General features: G+C 41.9%; 11 protein-coding genes, 1 tRNA gene and 1 pseudogene. 6 read left to right on the top strand and 7 right to left on the bottom strand.

Annotation, left to right across the window (positions count from 1 at the left end; translation table 11 throughout):
* The first annotated feature begins 102 nt into the window (after window positions 1-102).
* Window positions 103-870 (top strand): glycoside hydrolase family 16 protein, encoded by a 768-nt coding sequence (locus DW015_RS02215; protein WP_117903870.1) that lies wholly within the window; start codon window positions 103-105, stop codon window positions 868-870.
* Window positions 871-1,094: 224 nt separating this feature from the next.
* On the opposite strand, the gene DW015_RS02210 is transcribed toward DW015_RS02215, so the two are convergent.
* Complete coding sequence (locus DW015_RS02210; protein ID WP_117903869.1) at window positions 1,095-1,316, bottom strand: hypothetical protein; 222 nt, start codon at window positions 1,314-1,316, stop codon at window positions 1,095-1,097.
* Between the two features lie 272 nt (window positions 1,317-1,588).
* On the opposite strand from DW015_RS02210, the gene DW015_RS02205 reads away from it, so the two are divergent.
* A complete protein-coding gene (locus DW015_RS02205) occupies window positions 1,589-1,903 on the top strand; it encodes a hypothetical protein (protein ID WP_147338127.1) in 315 nt (104 codons plus the stop codon).
* A gap of 113 nt (window positions 1,904-2,016) precedes the next feature.
* Here DW015_RS02205 and DW015_RS13690 read toward each other — a convergent pair.
* Window positions 2,017-2,313 (bottom strand): annotated as a pseudogene (locus tag DW015_RS13690) (IS3 family transposase); the annotation flags it as partial.
* A gap of 1 nt (window position 2,314) precedes the next feature.
* On the opposite strand from DW015_RS13690, the gene cas13d reads away from it, so the two are divergent.
* On the top strand, window positions 2,315-4,771 hold the full coding sequence (gene cas13d / locus DW015_RS02190; protein ID WP_278305886.1) for a type VI-D CRISPR-associated RNA-guided ribonuclease Cas13d: 2,457 nt from the start codon (window positions 2,315-2,317) through the stop codon (window positions 4,769-4,771).
* Between the two features lie 222 nt (window positions 4,772-4,993).
* On the opposite strand, the gene DW015_RS02185 is transcribed toward cas13d, so the two are convergent.
* Together DW015_RS02185 and DW015_RS02180 are read right to left on the bottom strand one after the other, a co-directional pair.
* Window positions 4,994-5,239 (bottom strand): hypothetical protein, encoded by a 246-nt coding sequence (locus DW015_RS02185; protein WP_117903861.1) that lies wholly within the window; start codon window positions 5,237-5,239, stop codon window positions 4,994-4,996.
* Between the two features lie 520 nt (window positions 5,240-5,759).
* Window positions 5,760-5,836 (bottom strand) — tRNA-Pro (locus tag DW015_RS02180).
* 226 nt (window positions 5,837-6,062) lie between these two features.
* Between DW015_RS02180 and DW015_RS02175 the strand changes: the two genes are divergently transcribed.
* Window positions 6,063-9,086 carry a fibronectin type III domain-containing protein gene (locus DW015_RS02175; protein WP_117903858.1) on the top strand — a complete coding sequence of 1,008 codons (3,024 nt, stop codon included), beginning with the start codon at window positions 6,063-6,065 and terminating at the stop codon, window positions 9,084-9,086.
* 660 nt (window positions 9,087-9,746) lie between these two features.
* Here DW015_RS02175 and DW015_RS02170 read toward each other — a convergent pair.
* From DW015_RS02170 to DW015_RS02160, 3 genes are all read right to left on the bottom strand, one after another.
* The gene (locus DW015_RS02170) at window positions 9,747-10,844 is read right to left on the bottom strand and encodes a glycerol dehydrogenase (RefSeq protein ID WP_022286582.1); all 1,098 of its coding nucleotides are present in this window, start codon (window positions 10,842-10,844) and stop codon (window positions 9,747-9,749) included.
* Window positions 10,845-11,054: 210 nt separating this feature from the next.
* On the bottom strand, window positions 11,055-12,377 hold the full coding sequence (locus DW015_RS02165; RefSeq protein ID WP_117903856.1) for a GHKL domain-containing protein: 1,323 nt from the start codon (window positions 12,375-12,377) through the stop codon (window positions 11,055-11,057).
* On the bottom strand, window positions 12,377-13,090 hold the full coding sequence (locus DW015_RS02160) for a LytTR family DNA-binding domain-containing protein (RefSeq protein WP_117903854.1): 714 nt from the start codon (window positions 13,088-13,090) through the stop codon (window positions 12,377-12,379). The genes DW015_RS02165 and DW015_RS02160 overlap by 1 nt, the downstream gene beginning before the upstream one ends.
* Window positions 13,091-13,315: 225 nt before the next feature.
* Here DW015_RS02160 and DW015_RS02155 point away from each other — a divergent pair, with 225 nt between their 5' ends.
* The gene (locus DW015_RS02155) at window positions 13,316-15,100 is read left to right on the top strand and encodes a GLUG motif-containing protein (RefSeq protein WP_117903853.1); all 1,785 of its coding nucleotides are present in this window, start codon (window positions 13,316-13,318) and stop codon (window positions 15,098-15,100) included.
* 207 nt (window positions 15,101-15,307) lie between these two features.
* The coding region (locus tag DW015_RS13330; RefSeq protein WP_347500998.1) for a hypothetical protein at window positions 15,308-16,632 on the top strand (1,325 nt) is incomplete at its 3' end.

Here is a 16,632-nt window from a genome sequence, read left to right as displayed (position 1 = left end):
AATCTGATATTTGCATTACTTTTCTGATATAAATATCACATTTGTTGATTTATAATACTTATAGAGGATAAAATTCTGATATTTATTCGGAGGTAATGAAAAATGAAAAAAGTTTTGGCTATGTCGATTCTCACAATGATAGTTATGTCTATGGGTGGCTGCGGTTCTTCATCTGACAGCAGTTCTTCGCAAGATGTCAGCAGCAAGGCGGAAACAGAAAGCAATTCTCCATACACGGTCGAGGCGGATTTCAGCAAGGGTGCGTCAAATGATTTTTCCATTTCAGCAGGCTGGTCAAATGGCGATCCGTTCAACTGTTCGTGGAGCGAAGATAACGTAACTTTCAATGACGGAAAAATGCAGCTTACCATTGACAGTATGGGCGATTCCGAAGCGTACAGAGGCGGCGAGTATCGTTCAAAGGAAAACTATGGCTATGGACTTTATGAGGTTTCAATGAAAGCCATAAAGAATGACGGCGTTGTATCATCGTTCTTTACATACACAGGTCCGTCGGAGGATAATCCTTGGGACGAAATAGATGTTGAAGTCCTTGGCAAGGACACAACAAAGGTGCAGTTCAATTACTACACCAATGGCGTTGGCAATCACGAATACATGTATGATCTTGGTTTTGACGCTTCTGAGAATTTTCACACTTACGCATTTGAGTGGAAAGAGGACGGCATAACTTGGTATGTTGACGGAAAAGAGGCATACAAGGCAACGGAAAATCTGCCTGTTACGCCTGGTAAAATAATGATGAATGCGTGGAACGGCATTGGCGTTGACAGCTGGCTGAAAGCCTTTGACGGCACAGTTCCGCTGACAGCGGAATATGAGTGGGCAAGGTTTACGGCAGAAAAGTAAAGTGATCCGCATATTACGCTTGCTTTTATGTTTTGATTTTTTTGCTTAATGATATTGATATTTGAACGACCCCATTTGCTAGGTCAAAAAGTCTAGCGAATGGGGTCGGTTTATTTTACAAAGATAAACTCATATATTCACTCTTCTCATGAGCCTGACTATTTATGATATCATGAGTATATTTCTGTATAGGGGTGTTTTTGCTATAATTTTCATTTATATTCTCACTTCTCAACTTCTCGGCTATACGCCTCAGCCCCCTCGACATACAGCGTTCTCATTTCTTCAAACGAGTCGCTTGGGGATAGGATAACGCCGTCTTTGCCGAACTTATTGAAATAGTATTTGACTTGGATAGGCGGGGAGATGAACTCGTTGACAGCGTTGGGCTTGGGCTTTTCATTGCCTTTCAGTATGGGGCGCTGATAGAGTATTTTGCCGAACATTTCAACGCCTTTTTCTACTTAGATGCGTACAGCTTGGCATATCAATTCGTGACCTTGACTTGCTCACGATTGGTATGGTCAATGATATGTATGCAGAGAGCAGCAATGATGATTGGAATTATAATAAAGTCGCTACGCAGTCGGATTTTGATAAGTTCTAATTGTAAAAAAGTGTAAACTCTTAAAAAAAGACTTGAAAATATAGCTTAAAGTGATATAATATTCTCAGGAGGTTGAACAGACCCCTGAATATAATATTTGAGGTACTTATTATGAGAGTACAATTTTCGGTTGACTCTAACGAATTGTCAAAACTTCAGCACTTAGCCTCTGCGAATGGCTATCCTGATGTTCCGACCTATTGCAAAGATATTTCCTTAGAAGAAAGGACTTATGCGAATCTTTGGGAGAAGGTAAAAAAAAGAATTGGCAAGATGCCATCAGGTCACGTATTTGCTCTAAGGGACTTAATACAATCCCCACCAGCAAATTTGGGAGTAAAATTATATGAAAATCAGGCTACCTTAGGTATAGCTGTAAATGCTAAGAAAGACAGCTTGAACACTAACACATTCACTAAATTATAATCTTACTCAACAATAAAATTTATTAGGAGTGATTGAACTGATCCCAAAAAGTTAGACAAAGATTCAAAAGAAAAATTATGCAATGCGACTAAGAGGAATCTTGGTCGCTTTTGTTATGCAGCTTCCTGTCTGAAATCTATAGGAGATAGATCATTAAGCTTAAGCTTGATGCGTTTGTTGTTGTACCATTCTATGTATTCATGAAGCTATTGAATAAAATGCTCGACAGAATGAAATTCCTGCAAATAGAGAAGCTCTGTTTTCAGCAAGCCGAAGAAATTCTCGGCACAGGCATTGTCAAGGCAGTTCCCCTTTCGGGACATACTCTGACTGATGCCTTTCTCTTTCAGCATTTTCTGATAGTGCTTGTGTTGATACTGCCAGCCTTGGTCTGAATGAAGAATCAGATTTGTGTTGTCTGGTATTTTTGTAAATGCTTTCTCAAGCAAGCATGGCTTGGAGAGCGGAGTGGAGATAAATACTTCAAACCCTACTCACAGAAGCGGTGAAAGCTCGCCTGTAAGATGGGATATGCTGGGGCTTAAATCGGAGCTTGAAAAGCGCTTTTTCGGCAAAACTTTTGATGATAATATACATATCCAACTTATTTACAACATTCTGGATATCGAAAAGATACTTGCGGTGTATGTAACGAATATCGTTTATGCGCTGAACAATATGCTCGGTGTAAAGGGTTCAGAAAGTCATGACGATTTTATTGGGTATCTTTCTGCAAAAAATACTTATGAAGTTTTTACTCACCCTGACAAAAGCAATCTTTCCGATAAGGTAAAGGGTAATATCAAGAAAAGCTTTAGCACGTTCAATGACCTGCTGAAAACTAAGCGCCTTGGCTATTTCGGTCTTGAAGAGCCAAAGACGAAAGATAATAGAGTTTCGGAAGCATACAAAAAGCGTGTTTATCATATGCTTGCAATTGTGGGTCAGATAAGGCAGTGCGTTTTTCATGACTTGTCAGAACACTTAGAGTATGACCTTTACAGCTTTATTGACAATAGCAAAAAAGTGTACAGAGAGTGCAGAGAAACTCTTGACTATCTTGTAGATGAGAGATTTGATTCTATAAATAAGGGCTTTATCCAGGGCAACAAGGTCAATATCAGCCTGCTTATTGATATGATGAAAGGCTATGAGGCTGATGATATCATACGCCTTTATTATGATTTCATTGTGCTTAAATCTCAGAAAAATCTCGGCTTTTCTATCAAAAAGCTTCGTGAGAAAATGCTGGACGAATACGGCTTCAGATTTAAGGACAAGCAATATGACTCTGTGCGCTCAAAGATGTACAAGCTTATGGATTTTCTGCTTTTCTGCAACTACTACAGAAATGACGTTATCGCAGGCGAAGCTCTTGTGCGCAAACTGCGTTTTTCAATGACCGATGATGAAAAAGAGGGGATATATGCTGATGAAGCGGCAAAGCTTTGGGGCAAATTCAAGAATGATTTTGAAAATATCGCCGACCACATGAACGGTGACGTTATCAAGGAGCTTGGCAAGGCTGACATGGATTTTGATGAGAAAATTCTTGACAGTGAAAAGAAGAATGCGTCTGACCTTTTGTATTTCTCCAAAATGATATATATGCTCACATATTTTCTTGACGGCAAGGAGATAAACGATCTTCTTACAACGCTTATCAGCAAGTTTGATAACATCAAGGAGTTTTTGAAGATAATGAAAAGCTCTGCTGTTGATGTTGAGTGTGAGCTTACGGCGGGCTACAAGCTGTTTAATGACAGCCAGAGGATAACCAACGAGCTTTTTATCGTAAAGAACATTGCTTCCATGAGAAAGCCTGCGGCTTCAGCGAAGCTTACGATGTTCCGTGACGCACTGACTATACTCGGCATAGACGACAATATCACGGACGATAGGATAAGCGAGATCTTAAAACTTAAAGAAAAAGGCAAGGGCATACATGGTCTGAGAAATTTCATAACAAACAATGTTATCGAGTCCTCTCGGTTTGTATACCTTATCAAGTATGCGAACGCTCAGAAGATAAGAGAAGTGGCTAAGAATGAGAAAGTTGTCATGTTTGTTCTTGGGGGTATCCCTGACACGCAGATAGAGCGTTATTACAAGAGCTGTGTGGAATTTCCTGATATGAACAGTTCTTTGGAAGCAAAGCGCAGTGAGCTTGCGAGAATGATAAAGAACATCAGATTTGATGATTTCAAAAATGTGAAACAGCAGGCAAAGGGCAGAGAAAACGTGGCTAAGGAGAGGGCAAAGGCTGTTATCGGGCTTTATCTTACGGTCATGTATCTGCTGGTGAAAAATCTTGTGAATGTCAATGCAAGGTATGTTATTGCGATACACTGCCTTGAACGTGATTTTGGGCTGTATAAGGAGATAATTCCTGAGTTGGCTTCAAAGAACTTGAAAAATGACTACAGGATACTTTCACAGACGCTTTGTGAACTTTGTGATTATCGTGATAAGTCGCCGAATTTGTTCTTGAAAAAGAACAAGCGGCTGCGCAAGTGCGTTGAAGTTGATATCAATAATGCAGACAGCAGCATGACAAGAAAATACCGCAACTGTATTGCTCATCTTACTGTAGTTCGTGAACTGAAAGAATACATAGGAGATATTCGTACAGTGGATTCTTACTTCTCCATTTATCATTATGTTATGCAGCGCTGTATCACGAAAAGGGAAGATGACACAAAGCAAGAAGATAAAATAAAGTATGAGGACAATCTTTTAAAAAATCACGGCTATACGAAAGACTTTGTAAAGGCTCTCAACTCGCCGTTTGGATACAACATTCCGAGGTTTAAAAATCTTTCAATTGAGCAGTTGTTTGACAGAAATGAATATCTTACTGAAAAGTAGCGTAGTGTAGATACCGCCGCTCTCTTGGGGGACAGGTGGCGGCGGTGATATTCATTCTTGTAAAAGACGTGGTGGATATTCTGTTTGATTTGTTTTTTGGAAAGAAGAAGTAGAACAAGTGAAAATCAGAGCGCTGTATGCAATGTGGTGCGGATATCTACAAACGCTTAGCAGCATAAAGCTGTTGGATAAAGACGGCGTGATATCTAAAGATGTAACAACTCATATCACAAAAGAAGAAGTCAAAAAGCTGATGAAGCTCCTTAAAAAATTGAATATTTTTCGATTTTCTACCTCATCAGCGCCATTAGGGGAATAGTCCCAATCGTCTGTAGAAGCGATAATAACAGTATCATTCTTAAAGTCAAATATAGCGCCAACACCATATGTAGTGATAAGCTGAGCTTTTCTTATATCTCCAACGGAGATCTTTTTGTCTGAATATGTTGATATGCCATTCTTCTGCATAATCTCTTATTCTAGGCTCGATACTTTCGACACGTTCAAGCATGGTTCGTTTTATCTGCTCTATATCTTTATCATCAGCAGTTTTTCGATGATGGCAGCAAAAATCCAGCACTAACGCAGAAGATCGTGGACAGCGTATCGAGGCTTTCTGAGAAGGATCAGAAGCTTGTGCTGGAGATTTCGGAGAGGTTGGGGAAAGATTGAATCGATAAAGTGCCTTAATGCTAGTCATAAGGCACGTTTGCTATGTGGAGCATACAAAAACTTCCCCTGCGGCGTTAAGTTCTGATAATAAAAAAGCCATGACGGACGATGCCCGTCACGGCGAGTGACTGGTCGAGGCGACAGAACGTTGACCAGTGGGTTCAAGTCTGCGTTTCGACCAAAATAAAAAGGGTTACGCTTTTCGGTTCCTCAAAGCATAACCCTACTTGTTTAGGTAATACAAAAACTCCCCCTGTGGCGTTGAGTTCTGATAATAAAAAAGCCATGACGGACAATGCCCGTCATGGCGAGTGACTGGTCGAGGTGACGGGACTTGAACCCACGGCCTCTGCGTCCCGAACGCAGCGCTCTACCAAACTGAGCCACACCTCGAAATACCACTGTAATATTATATCACACCCATCAAACCTTGTCAAGGCGTTTTTTTCTGTTTTGTATCCTCTTGGCTCTTTTTTACTGCGTTGACCTTTGGTGTATGACGAATTTATTGAAATCATTCTCATTGTAACTTATTTTCATTGACATACGCTTTGCGTTGTGATATTATATATATAAAGGTGTTCTCGTTTAAAAGTTTTTGTATGAGGTGATGAAATTGATGAATATGAAGAAAAGAATGTTGAGCATTGTCCTGTCTGGCGCAATGGCTGTTTCTACTGCTGTGTCTGCTGGATCGTTCAGTGCCTTTGCCGTGGCGCAATGTGTTGCGTATTCAGGCTCTAATGTGAATGCTCAGGACTATGTGCAATGGTCTGACACAGTGAAATCTTACCTGACAGTGTGCGACAACGGCAATTATATGCGTGTCCAGTCAGGCGCTATCGAGGGCAAGCTCCTTGTGGAATATTACAGCTCTGATTTTGAACCGCTCAGCACTAAGCTAATAGACAATGAACTGCCGATCTTTGGTGCTTTCTATGACTCCGGCAATAATTATTATGTCCTTAGCGGTCAGGAAAATCCGAAACAAAACGACTCCCTCGAGGTTTTCCGTATAACGAAGTATGATAAGAATTGGAACAAAATAAAGTCCTGCGGTCTGTATGGAGCTAACACTACAGTTCCATTCGATGCAGGCTCGGCAAGAATGACCCATAGCGGTGACCACCTGCTTGTGAGAACCTGCCACGAAATGTATAAATCAAGCGACGGCAATAATCATCAGTCTAATGTTACCATTGAAGTGGATATGCCTTCAATGACTATCACTGATTCATATACCGGCATCATGAACGTTGATTATGGCTATGTGAGCCACTCCTTCAATCAGTTTATAAAAACCGACGGCAACCATATAGTCGCCCTCGACCATGGTGACGCTCATCCACGTTCTGCTGTTCTGGTGAAGTATAATTCTGATTTTACCACAGGCAAATTCTTCCCAAGCTATTATGAAAAGGGCGGCAATATCGACGTTGTAACATACCCTGAATATACCTCCGGTCACTATAACTATACAGGTGCGGCTATAGGCGGCTTTGATGTGTCATCATCAAGCTATATAGTGGCACAGAGTACAGTTGACCTTGACTATATCAATACGTCAAAAACACGAAACGTCTATGTTTCCGCTGTTTCAAAGGACCTTTCCACAAACAAGCTCAATAAGATAACTTCTTATGCAGAGGGTACAGACTCAGCTTCTGCTCCACAGCTTGTGAAGATAAATAATAACAGCTTTTTGCTACTGTGGGCCAGAGATACAAAGGTAAGCTGTGTGAAGCTAAACGCTGACGGCACAGTAAACGGCAGTATACACACCTTTGAGGGAAGCCTTTCAGATTGCCAGCCTGTTATCAAAAACGGCAGAGCAGTTTGGTATGTTTACGATAAAAATAACGTGACCTTCAACTCCCTGAACCTATCAAATCTTGACGATATAAAGACGGTTGATGTCAAGACAGGTCATGACTACGAAACAAAGTACGCATCAAAAACTGACGGCACTGTAACACAGACCTGCAAGTCTTGCGGTTATGTGAATAAATTCACAGTTCCGACCTCTACCACTGTTTATTGGCGCACAGACCTTTCGAATACGACCTTTTCAAGCGTATTGAGCAAAACTCAGTTCAGCGTGGGCGACAGCATTGATTTCTGGCTTTATGACGATACAGATTACACAGTTGAATTTTCTGATCGCAGTATGGTAAGTGTAAATAAGCTTGAAAACTATTCTAACGACATCAGACGCATCACATTCAAAAACGGCGGTTCACTCACTGTAAAAATTTATCCTACATACAATCCGTCTGTAGCAAAGACATACAAATTCACCTGCGGATGCACGAGCCACACATATGGCAGTGCTGTTATCACAAAACAGCCGACCTGCACATCAGAGGGTACAAAAACAAAAACTTGTACGCAGTGCGGAGCAACAGTAACAGAAACAATTGCAAAGCTTTCCCACAGCTACACAACCACAGTTGTTGCACCTACTTGCACTGCTGACGGCTACACACTCCACAAGTGTTCTGTTTGCGGTACTTCATACAAGGACAACACAACTAAGGCAACAGGTCACAGCTACGGAAATTCTGTTGTAACAAAACAACCGACCTGCACATCAGAGGGTTCTGCTATAAAGACTTGCACAAAGTGCAATGCGACAGTTACAGAAAAGCTTCCTGCAAAGGGTCACACCGCAGTTACCGACAAGGGCTACTCTGCTACCTGCACCACCGCAGGCAAAACAGACGGCTCACATTGCTCAGTTTGCAATACTGTTATCAAGGCTCAGACAGTGATAAATGCCACAGGTCACAAGTCAAGCGGTTGGATAACTGACAAGGCGGCTTCTATCGGAGTTAAAGGCTCAAAGCACAAGGAATGTACAGTCTGCAAGAAAGTTCTTGAAACGGCTGAAATCCCTGCACTTTCAAGAATTAGCATCTCAAAGGCAAGCGTGACACTTTCCACTTCGACCTACGCATATGACGGCAAGGCAAAGAAGCCTGGTGTAACGGTCAAGATAAACGGCAAAACTTTGAAGAATGGTACAGATTACACAGTTTCCTATTCAAACAACACCAAGGTAGGAACAGCTACTGTAAAAATCACAGGCAAGGGCAATTACACAGGCTCAGTTTCTAAGACCTACAGTATCAAAAACAACTTTAAGAAAGCCACCATTTCGGGCATTTCCACAAAGGCTTTCACTGGCAAGAACATCACTCAGAACATTACTGTTAAATATAATGGCAAAACGCTAAAAAATGGTACTGACTACACAGTTTCGTACTCAAACAACAAGAAAATAGGCACTGCCACTGTAAAAATCACAGGAAAAGGCTCTTACACAGGCACTATCGCAAAGACGTTCAAGATAAACCCTGCCAAGCAGCAGATACAGAAGCTCACGGCTAAGAGCAAGGCATTCTTTGTGGATTGGGCGCAGAAAGGCTCGGCTACTGGATACGAGATACAGTACGCTACCAACTCAAAGTTCACAAGTGCAAAGAAAGTTACCATAACAAACAACAAGACCGACAAGACCACTATTTCAAAGCTTTCGGGCAAAAAGAAATATTACGTTCGTGTTCGTTCATACACAACTGTAAAGGGTACTAAGTATTACGGCGCTTGGTCGAGTGTGAAAAATGTGACCACTAAGAAATAATTGGATTTTAAAAAGCGTATCGCTGGGTTGCGGTACGCTGTTTTATTTTTACTTTGATATTGCAGTTCGAGGCCTCAAAAATTATTCTTTTCCTAGTCTTTCAGAAACTTCAAGCACCAATCGCTGGTCTTTTTCTGAAAGTTTCGATACGCTCTCAACTATTTTCTGCGTCAGGGCAGGATTTTTGATGTCGTCATCACGCTTATATTGGTATTGTTTCTTGGCATATACCGCTAGAAAGGGTTATAATGTAAAAGTAAACTAATTTTAAACGGACATACCTTTGTCTGGCAATTATGCTATACTGAAAGCAAGGTAAAATGATGGGATATGAGAATTTTGGACACCCACAAAATGCAGCTCATGAAAATCACTTTTATGACACACAAAGAAAATAGCTTTAGATGTGGAGGACGCAAAAATGACACCGATAGTAAAAATAACATACGATAGCCCTACAAAAAAAGTTTAGCGATATCAACCCTAAGAGTGACTTGGCTTATTACATAGCTTCGATACAATAAATTAGCTTTCAGACTCCTTTTAATATTTTGCTCCTATGCAGAACAACAAACTGCATAGGGACATTTTTCGCACAAAAAACCACCCACAGCCAAATCAGCCGTGGGTGGCAATATTATTTTAAATATACACTATTCTTTATTTTCCCAGCGCTATCTTGCCCATTGCGTCTGCCTGCATGATAGCGTCATAAAGCTCGATAGGCTGTACGTCGCCTGCAAGATTGTGGATAGTTTCGCCCGGGATACAAGCGTTCTTTGCGATAGTTTCTACCTGCTCAGGTGTAGTTACACCTATCTCCTCGAGTGTGACAGGAAGTCCCACTTCAAGGCAGAAGTTCTGTACCTCTTCAAACTCTTCCTTTGGCGCACCCTCAAGTACAAGCTGAACCAGTGTACCAAGGGCTACACAACAGCCGTGGTCTGCGTGCTTGATTCCCAATGATGTTACGCCATTGTAGAACGAGTGTGCAGCCGCACAGTTTACGTTGTCTGCTCCAACACCTGAAAGATATACGTTAGCCTCGCAGATAGCTTCAAGGGCAGGTGTAACTGCGTGTACCTTGCAAGCCTCAACTGCCTGCTTGCCGTATGTTTTCAGCGTGTCATAGCAAAGTCTTGCAAGTGCCTGTCCTGCTCTTGTGATGCCTGTGCCTTCAAGGCTTGCAGACTCTGTTCTTATGGAAGCTCTGCCCTCAAAATATGTACCAAGTGCATCGCCCATGCCTGCAATAAGGAACTTTACAGGTGCGTTTGCGATAACTGTTGTGTCTACCATTACTGCGTCTGGATTGGTAGGGTAGAAAAGATATTTGTCAAAGCTGTGGTCATCATTGTATATTACTGACAGACCTGTACATGGCGCATCTGTTGCCGCAACTGTAGGCACGATAACAATGTGCTTGCCTGTGTAGTATGCTGTAGCTTTTGCAGTATCAACTGCGCTTCCGCCGCCAACTGCAACTACTGTGTCGATGTTGTCAGCCTTTACTATCTCTTCCATTTTGGCTATCTCGCCCTTGCTTGATATACCGCCAAATACTTCATAGCGTCTGTAATCGTCAAGCTCGCCAAAGCTTTTTTCTATCTTGTCATGACAGGCTTTGTAGCCACTGTTTGAACATACAAACAGCCACCTTTTGCCCATATAGCCCATTTCTTCATGAAACTTAAGTGTAGCATCTCTGCCCTGAACATATTTGAGCGGCTCACGCATTGCCCTGAGTCTTCCCATCATAATGAATTACCTCCGATTTGTTTGATTTATTAACTTTATACGGAATTCTCTCCGTATTTTCAACTAGATTATAGCACTTTGCACAAAAGATACAAGAAACATTTTATAAATGATATGTGAATTATTTGTGGTGGCAACATTTGAAAATGTAAAGCTTGGAGGACGATAAAACAGAAAAAGCGGAGGCTCTTTGGGAGCTTTCCGCCTTTTTCATATGTTCAGCATTACGGAAGCGTAAAACATTCCGTCACCGTATTCAAATTTAGCTACGCCATTGTATTTGGCGGCAATGTTCTTGACAGACTCTGTGCCGATCCCTTTGCCTTTGCGTTTTGAGGAAAGGAAACCGCCTTCTGGGTCGGTGAGGATAGTTCCGGTGAAGGTGTTGTCCACCGCAAGGCAAAGGGAATAGCTGTCAGCCTTTGCTCTGATTATTATTTTTTTATTCTTTGCACTGTCAGACACGCAGCCGTGAATGGCGTTTTCGATAAGATTTCCGAAAAGCACAGAGAGGTCGGTTATGTCTATTTTTATATCCTCCGGGATGTCAGCGCTCACCTTGTATTCAATGCCGCTGCTTTCCGCTATTTGAGCAAAATATGCAAGAAGTGCGCTTACAGATGTGTTTTTGCAGTAAATGCGTTCTGATATATCGGGCATAGAATCCCTGAAAGCGTTGAGATATTCCGAAAGCTTATCGCATTCGCCCTTTTTCAGCAGCTCCTGCATAAGAGCGATATGATGTCTGACATCATGCTTATAGCGTCTTGTTTCTTTTATCTTATCCTGCAAATAGTCATATTGCAGGTTCTGCATTTCAAGCAGGTGGTTATTTTCCTGAAGCCGCAGATTTTTCTGCTGTTCGATGACCAGCCGTGCCACGATGTAATACACCAGAAACGCCCCTGCGTTTATAAAGAAAAGAGCTATGGTGTTCTTTGGCTCCAGAGCAAGCTCTAGGCTGGTTTTCGCAGAGTTGCCGTAGAGAGTATAGTACCATATTATATAGAACGTAAATGGGATAAGCCAAAGATAGCGCCACTCCAGACCTGACGGCTCTCTTTCCACCGCAGGTGTGTAGACCTTCTTCATGTAGATAAAAAGAGGCCCCCATACCACGGCTTCTGTCATAAGCATACAAAGGGAAAACGACCAGCGGTATGATTCATAGGCAAGTGACGGGAACAGAATGCCCTCCAGACATTTTGAGGTAATGACGATAAAGCTTGCGTTATTTGAAAGCAGAAGCAGTGTGAAGCCTGTTTTGCCGACCTTGACCTTCACAGCGAAAAAGTAAAAAGCCGCATAGAGCAGGGTGCTGACTGCACTTAACAGACCTGCATTTGTGCTGAAAAATGCCGCCTGCCAGCCTAAGAAGATCTGCACCAATGAAAGAGCCACAACAAGTCCCGCAGTAGCTGTTTTGGAAAAGCGAAGCCTATGCCGGAAGGGATAAAGGGCAAGCACCATAAATGGCAGAAAATTCAGAAGGGAATATATGCCCACTTCCACAAGGCGGTATAAAGGAGGCATTACTGCTCACCGCCTTTTCGCAGATCACTGAAGCGAAACTGAGCGAAGGCGTCTAATGTTTCTCTGGATTTTCGGCGACTTATGGGGATATGTGTGCCGTCGCTCATTATGAAAAGGTCACTTTTTTGCTGGGCTATCTCATAAAAATTCACGATGACGCCTTTGGTGGAGGTGTAAAAGTATGAATGACTGCAAAAAATGCTCTCGATCTCAGCAAAAGAATTTCTTGAAACTATGCTTTCGCCGTCTGTGCAATGGATTGTCACGATATGTGACGCACAGTCTATGTAGATAACATTTCTGAGTATCACGTTCTGACCGTCGGGAAGCTTAACGGAACGCATACGATCAATTTCATCAGAACCGATCCGGTCAAGCATGGCTTTTATTTTGTCAGCCTGAAAGGGCTTGCAAAGATAGTAGCAAGCGTTGAGGTCGTAGCTTTCGCTTGCAAACTCGTTGCTTGAAGTGCCGAATGCGATATGCACGTTTTTGTCTTTTTCACGAAGCTTTTCTGCGACCTCTATCCCTGTCATTTTCCCCATGAATATATCAAGCACCACCAGATCATAAGCTCCCATCTGCCAACATGACAAAAAGCTTTCTCCGCTTGAAAACGTATCTATCTGACAGCTGTGAGCGGTTTGTTCGGAAATATATTCATGAAGAAGTGCAAGGTCGTTTTTATTATCGTCTACCAATGCCACTCTCATACTGTAAAAATCCTTTCTTATACATGATTTCTTAATATATAATAACACACATCAAAGCAAAATTCAAGTATTATTCATTTATTTTGTTACCGCTTGTGCAGATTTTTGACCGTTTGTGCTAATTTTATTGACAAAGTGTGTAGCCTGTGTTAAAATAATCGTGTAAAGTTATGTTCTTAGTAAAAAAGAAATATCAACAACGAAAAATATTATGGAGGAATTAGAATGAAAAAGAAAATTTTAAGTCTTTTGGTGACGGGCTGTCTTTTGTTTGTGCCGACAACGGCATTTGCAGACGACAATAAGACGGTGATAAAAACTGTTGACGACCTGTTGGCGTTTTCAAAAGCGGTAAACAACGGAGATTATGACAAGAATAAAGACGCAGTTGTTGTTCTTGAAAATGACCTTGACTTGACAGGTGTTGTATGGACGCCTATCGGAAACGTTTTCGATGAAAACGGCTATATTGAACATTGTTTCAGCGGCAAATTCTACGGAAACGGTCATACTATTTCAAACATTGATTTTACGTCTATTTATGGTAAAGATTTGTTGGTCGGTTTCTTTGGCGATATCGAGGAAGCAGAGGTATCAGGTCTGACTATAGAGGGAAATCTGGATGTGACAAATACTGATAACGAATATACTGTTTATGGCACTATTGCAGGATTTGCAGGTGATTGTACTATTTCTGATTGTGTGTCAAACGTATCGTTCAACAATAACGGCAAATATGTTTATGGCTTCATAGGCATGGTAGGTCAGGCATACGGCACAACTTTTGAATATTGTGAGAACACAGCAGACATAACTATCTCAGGCGACAACGGAAGTGTTTATGTCGGCGGTATAGTTGGATATGCGCAGATTGGAACGGAAGTCCGCTATTGTTCAAGCACAGGCGATATGGTATATGCTGCACCAAACGCCGGCGGTATCGTAGGACGTTTGTATGGCGATTCCAAGGTTATAAACAGCTATGTTACAGGAAAACTCACGCCGGTTGGCAACGGAACCACAGATGTAGGCGGTATCGTTGGTTCAGTAGCCGGCGGTTCTGTAAGTGATTGCTATTTTGCAGGAGAAATTGACCTTTCACAGTACTCAGCCAAAAAGCCATATACACGTTTCGGCGGAATAGTGGGGAAGGATTCCTCGTCTACAACTGACTTTAAAAACAACTATTTCACAGAAACAGAAAATGTTGAAGCTTGCGGTTCAAATAAAGAAGCAGGCAAGGCTAAAGCATATGACTATATGACAACAAAGGAATTTTATGACGAGCTGACAGCCGACGGTGCAAAGTATCAGTATGTTGAGGGAAAAACGCCTGTACTGCCAACTAAGGAATATGCAGTTGATTTTGAAGTAACACCTGCTGACCTGAAAAATGTTGTAATAAAGGTAGACGGAAAAGAGATAACAGGCAACACTGCAATGCTTACAGCAGGTACTTACACAGTAGAGGTAACTGCTGACGATTGCGAGCTTCTCAGCAAGGAAATAACTATTTCAGCAGATATCGCAACACATACACAGGCTTTTGACCTTGCATACAAGTCAGCAGACTATACAGAGCTTGACAAGGCAGAGAAAGCCGCAAAGGCTCTCAACAAGGACGATTATGAGGACTTCTCAGAAGTCGAAAAGGCTCTTGCCGCTATTGACAGAACAAAGAACATCACAGAGCAGGCTGATGTGGACGCTATGGCAAAGGCTATAAATGACGCTGTGGCAAACCTTGTAAAGAAAACACCTGCTTCTTCACAGCCTGACAGCGTAAGCAGTTCTGATGCTTCGTCAGATACGAGCAGTTCTGCTTCCGACAGCTCATCTTCTGACAACAAGGCAACTGACAGCAAGGCAACTGACAGCAAGTCAGACAGCAGCTCAAAGGCAGCTTCAAACGCTTCAAACACAAACCCATCGACCGGCGTTGCAGGCGGAGCATTTGCTCTTGCACTTCTGAGCGGTGCGGCTGTGGTCATGGCTAAGAAGAAAAAGTAATATATCCATTAAATAGATATATAAAGCAATTAAGTGGGACTTTCATACATTATTTGTCTAAATGAATACCACTTGTGCAGGTTTTTGACCGTTTGTGTCAAAATAGTTGAAAAATTATTACTGTTCTGCTATCATAATTATAAGCAGGGCGGTTTTATAACGCAATGCAAATATGATATGAAATAGTATATTTCGGGAGGATAAAATATGAAAAAGACAAGAATTTTTAGCACAATGCTCGCAACGGTCATATGTATGGCATCTTTGCCTGCAATAAATGCTTTTGCGGCAAATCAGCAGAGAACTACAACTCTTGACCTTACAACGTCAGAATTTCAGAACGATCAGAAAAATGAAGACGAGGGCTGGAGCTGGGACGCAGCAACTTCTACTCTTACACTTGACAATGTTGATTTTTCGACGGCGAAAAAGTCTTGTGTCATTGTTGACGGAGAAAAAGTTACTAATATAGTTTTCTCAGGAGATAACAAGATGACCTCAGGCACTACAGTTATTTCGAGAAAAGGAAGCGCAAAAGATACCGGTGTAGTACTAAGTGGAAAGACTAAGGACAGTGTGCTTAATCTTGAAGAAACAGGCAACCTTCCAGTAATGGATCAGCCTAATATTACCTTTGAGTCAGGTACAGTTGATATTCAGGGCGGTGCAGCCATTACTTTGTATACCATAAAAGTAATGGAAGCGGCTGTGAATATTGATACAACTATGGCAGACCCTGAAGATGGTTGGAACGATGGTCTGTATGCTAACGGTTCTATTGAGATATACGGCGGAGAGGTCAATGTTAAGGCCGGAAGAATAGGTCTGTTTGTTGTTGGCATAGGCGCTCCTGAGCCTAAGACAGGCTTGATCATAGAGGACGGAAAGTTAGATATCAATGGTAAACTTGCAGATATCTATGTTGGTTCAGGCAATACTAAGAATGCGGTAATTTCCGGCGGAGATATCACACTCGGTGGTGACATAGGAATTTTCCTTAACGATTGCGAAAAGTGCGAGATAAAGGGCGGTACATTCCATACTGATGAATGTGAAAAACCATTCGCAGTTCATAGAGACAGTTCGGCTGTATTTGAGTATGCAAAGGCAGATTATACAGAGCTTGACAAGGCAGAAGAAACTGCAAAGGCTCTTAATAAGGACAACTATGTGGACTTTACAGCCGTAGAAAAGGCACTTGAAGCTATCGACAGAACTAAAAACCTTACACAGCAGTCAGATGTTGACAAAATGGCGAAAGACATAAACGATGCCGTTGCAGCACTTGTTTACAAGTCAGCAGACTATACAGAGCTTGACAAGGCAGAAAAAGCTGCAAAGGCTCTCAACAAGGACGATTATGAGGACTTCTCAGCAGTCGAAAAGGCTCTTGCCGCTATCGACAGAACAAAGAACATCACAGAGCAGGCTGACGTGGACGCTATGGCAAAGGCTATAAATGACGCTGTGGCAAACCTTGTAAAGAAAACACCTGCTTCTTCACAGCCTGACAGCGTAAGCAGTTCTGATGC

The sequence above is a fragment of the Ruminococcus sp. AF37-20 genome (assembly GCF_003460465.1).
Classification (GTDB): domain Bacteria; phylum Bacillota; class Clostridia; order Oscillospirales; family Ruminococcaceae; genus Hominimerdicola; species Hominimerdicola aceti.
The sequence above is the reverse complement of the archived record's forward strand: the minus strand, read 5'-3'. Positions and strand labels throughout refer to the sequence as shown.

Excerpts from the sequence above, each read along its gene's own strand:
- DW015_RS02160 (WP_117903854.1), bottom strand. The coding sequence starts at position 13,090 with ATGAGAGTGGCATTGGTAGACGATAATAAAAACGACCTTGCACTTCTT.
- DW015_RS02185 (WP_117903861.1), bottom strand. The coding sequence starts at position 5,239 with ATGCAGAAGAATGGCATATCAACATATTCAGACAAAAAGATCTCCGTT.
- DW015_RS02210 (WP_117903869.1), bottom strand. The coding sequence starts at position 1,316 with ATGTTCGGCAAAATACTCTATCAGCGCCCCATACTGAAAGGCAATGAA.
- DW015_RS02165 (WP_117903856.1), bottom strand. The coding sequence starts at position 12,377 with ATGCCTCCTTTATACCGCCTTGTGGAAGTGGGCATATATTCCCTTCTG.
- DW015_RS02205 (WP_147338127.1), top strand. The coding sequence starts at position 1,589 with ATGAGAGTACAATTTTCGGTTGACTCTAACGAATTGTCAAAACTTCAG.
- DW015_RS02175 (WP_117903858.1), top strand. The coding sequence starts at position 6,063 with ATGAATATGAAGAAAAGAATGTTGAGCATTGTCCTGTCTGGCGCAATG.
- DW015_RS02155 (WP_117903853.1), top strand. The coding sequence starts at position 13,316 with ATGAAAAAGAAAATTTTAAGTCTTTTGGTGACGGGCTGTCTTTTGTTT.
- DW015_RS02170 (WP_022286582.1), bottom strand. The coding sequence starts at position 10,844 with ATGATGGGAAGACTCAGGGCAATGCGTGAGCCGCTCAAATATGTTCAG.
- DW015_RS02215 (WP_117903870.1), top strand. The coding sequence starts at position 103 with ATGAAAAAAGTTTTGGCTATGTCGATTCTCACAATGATAGTTATGTCT.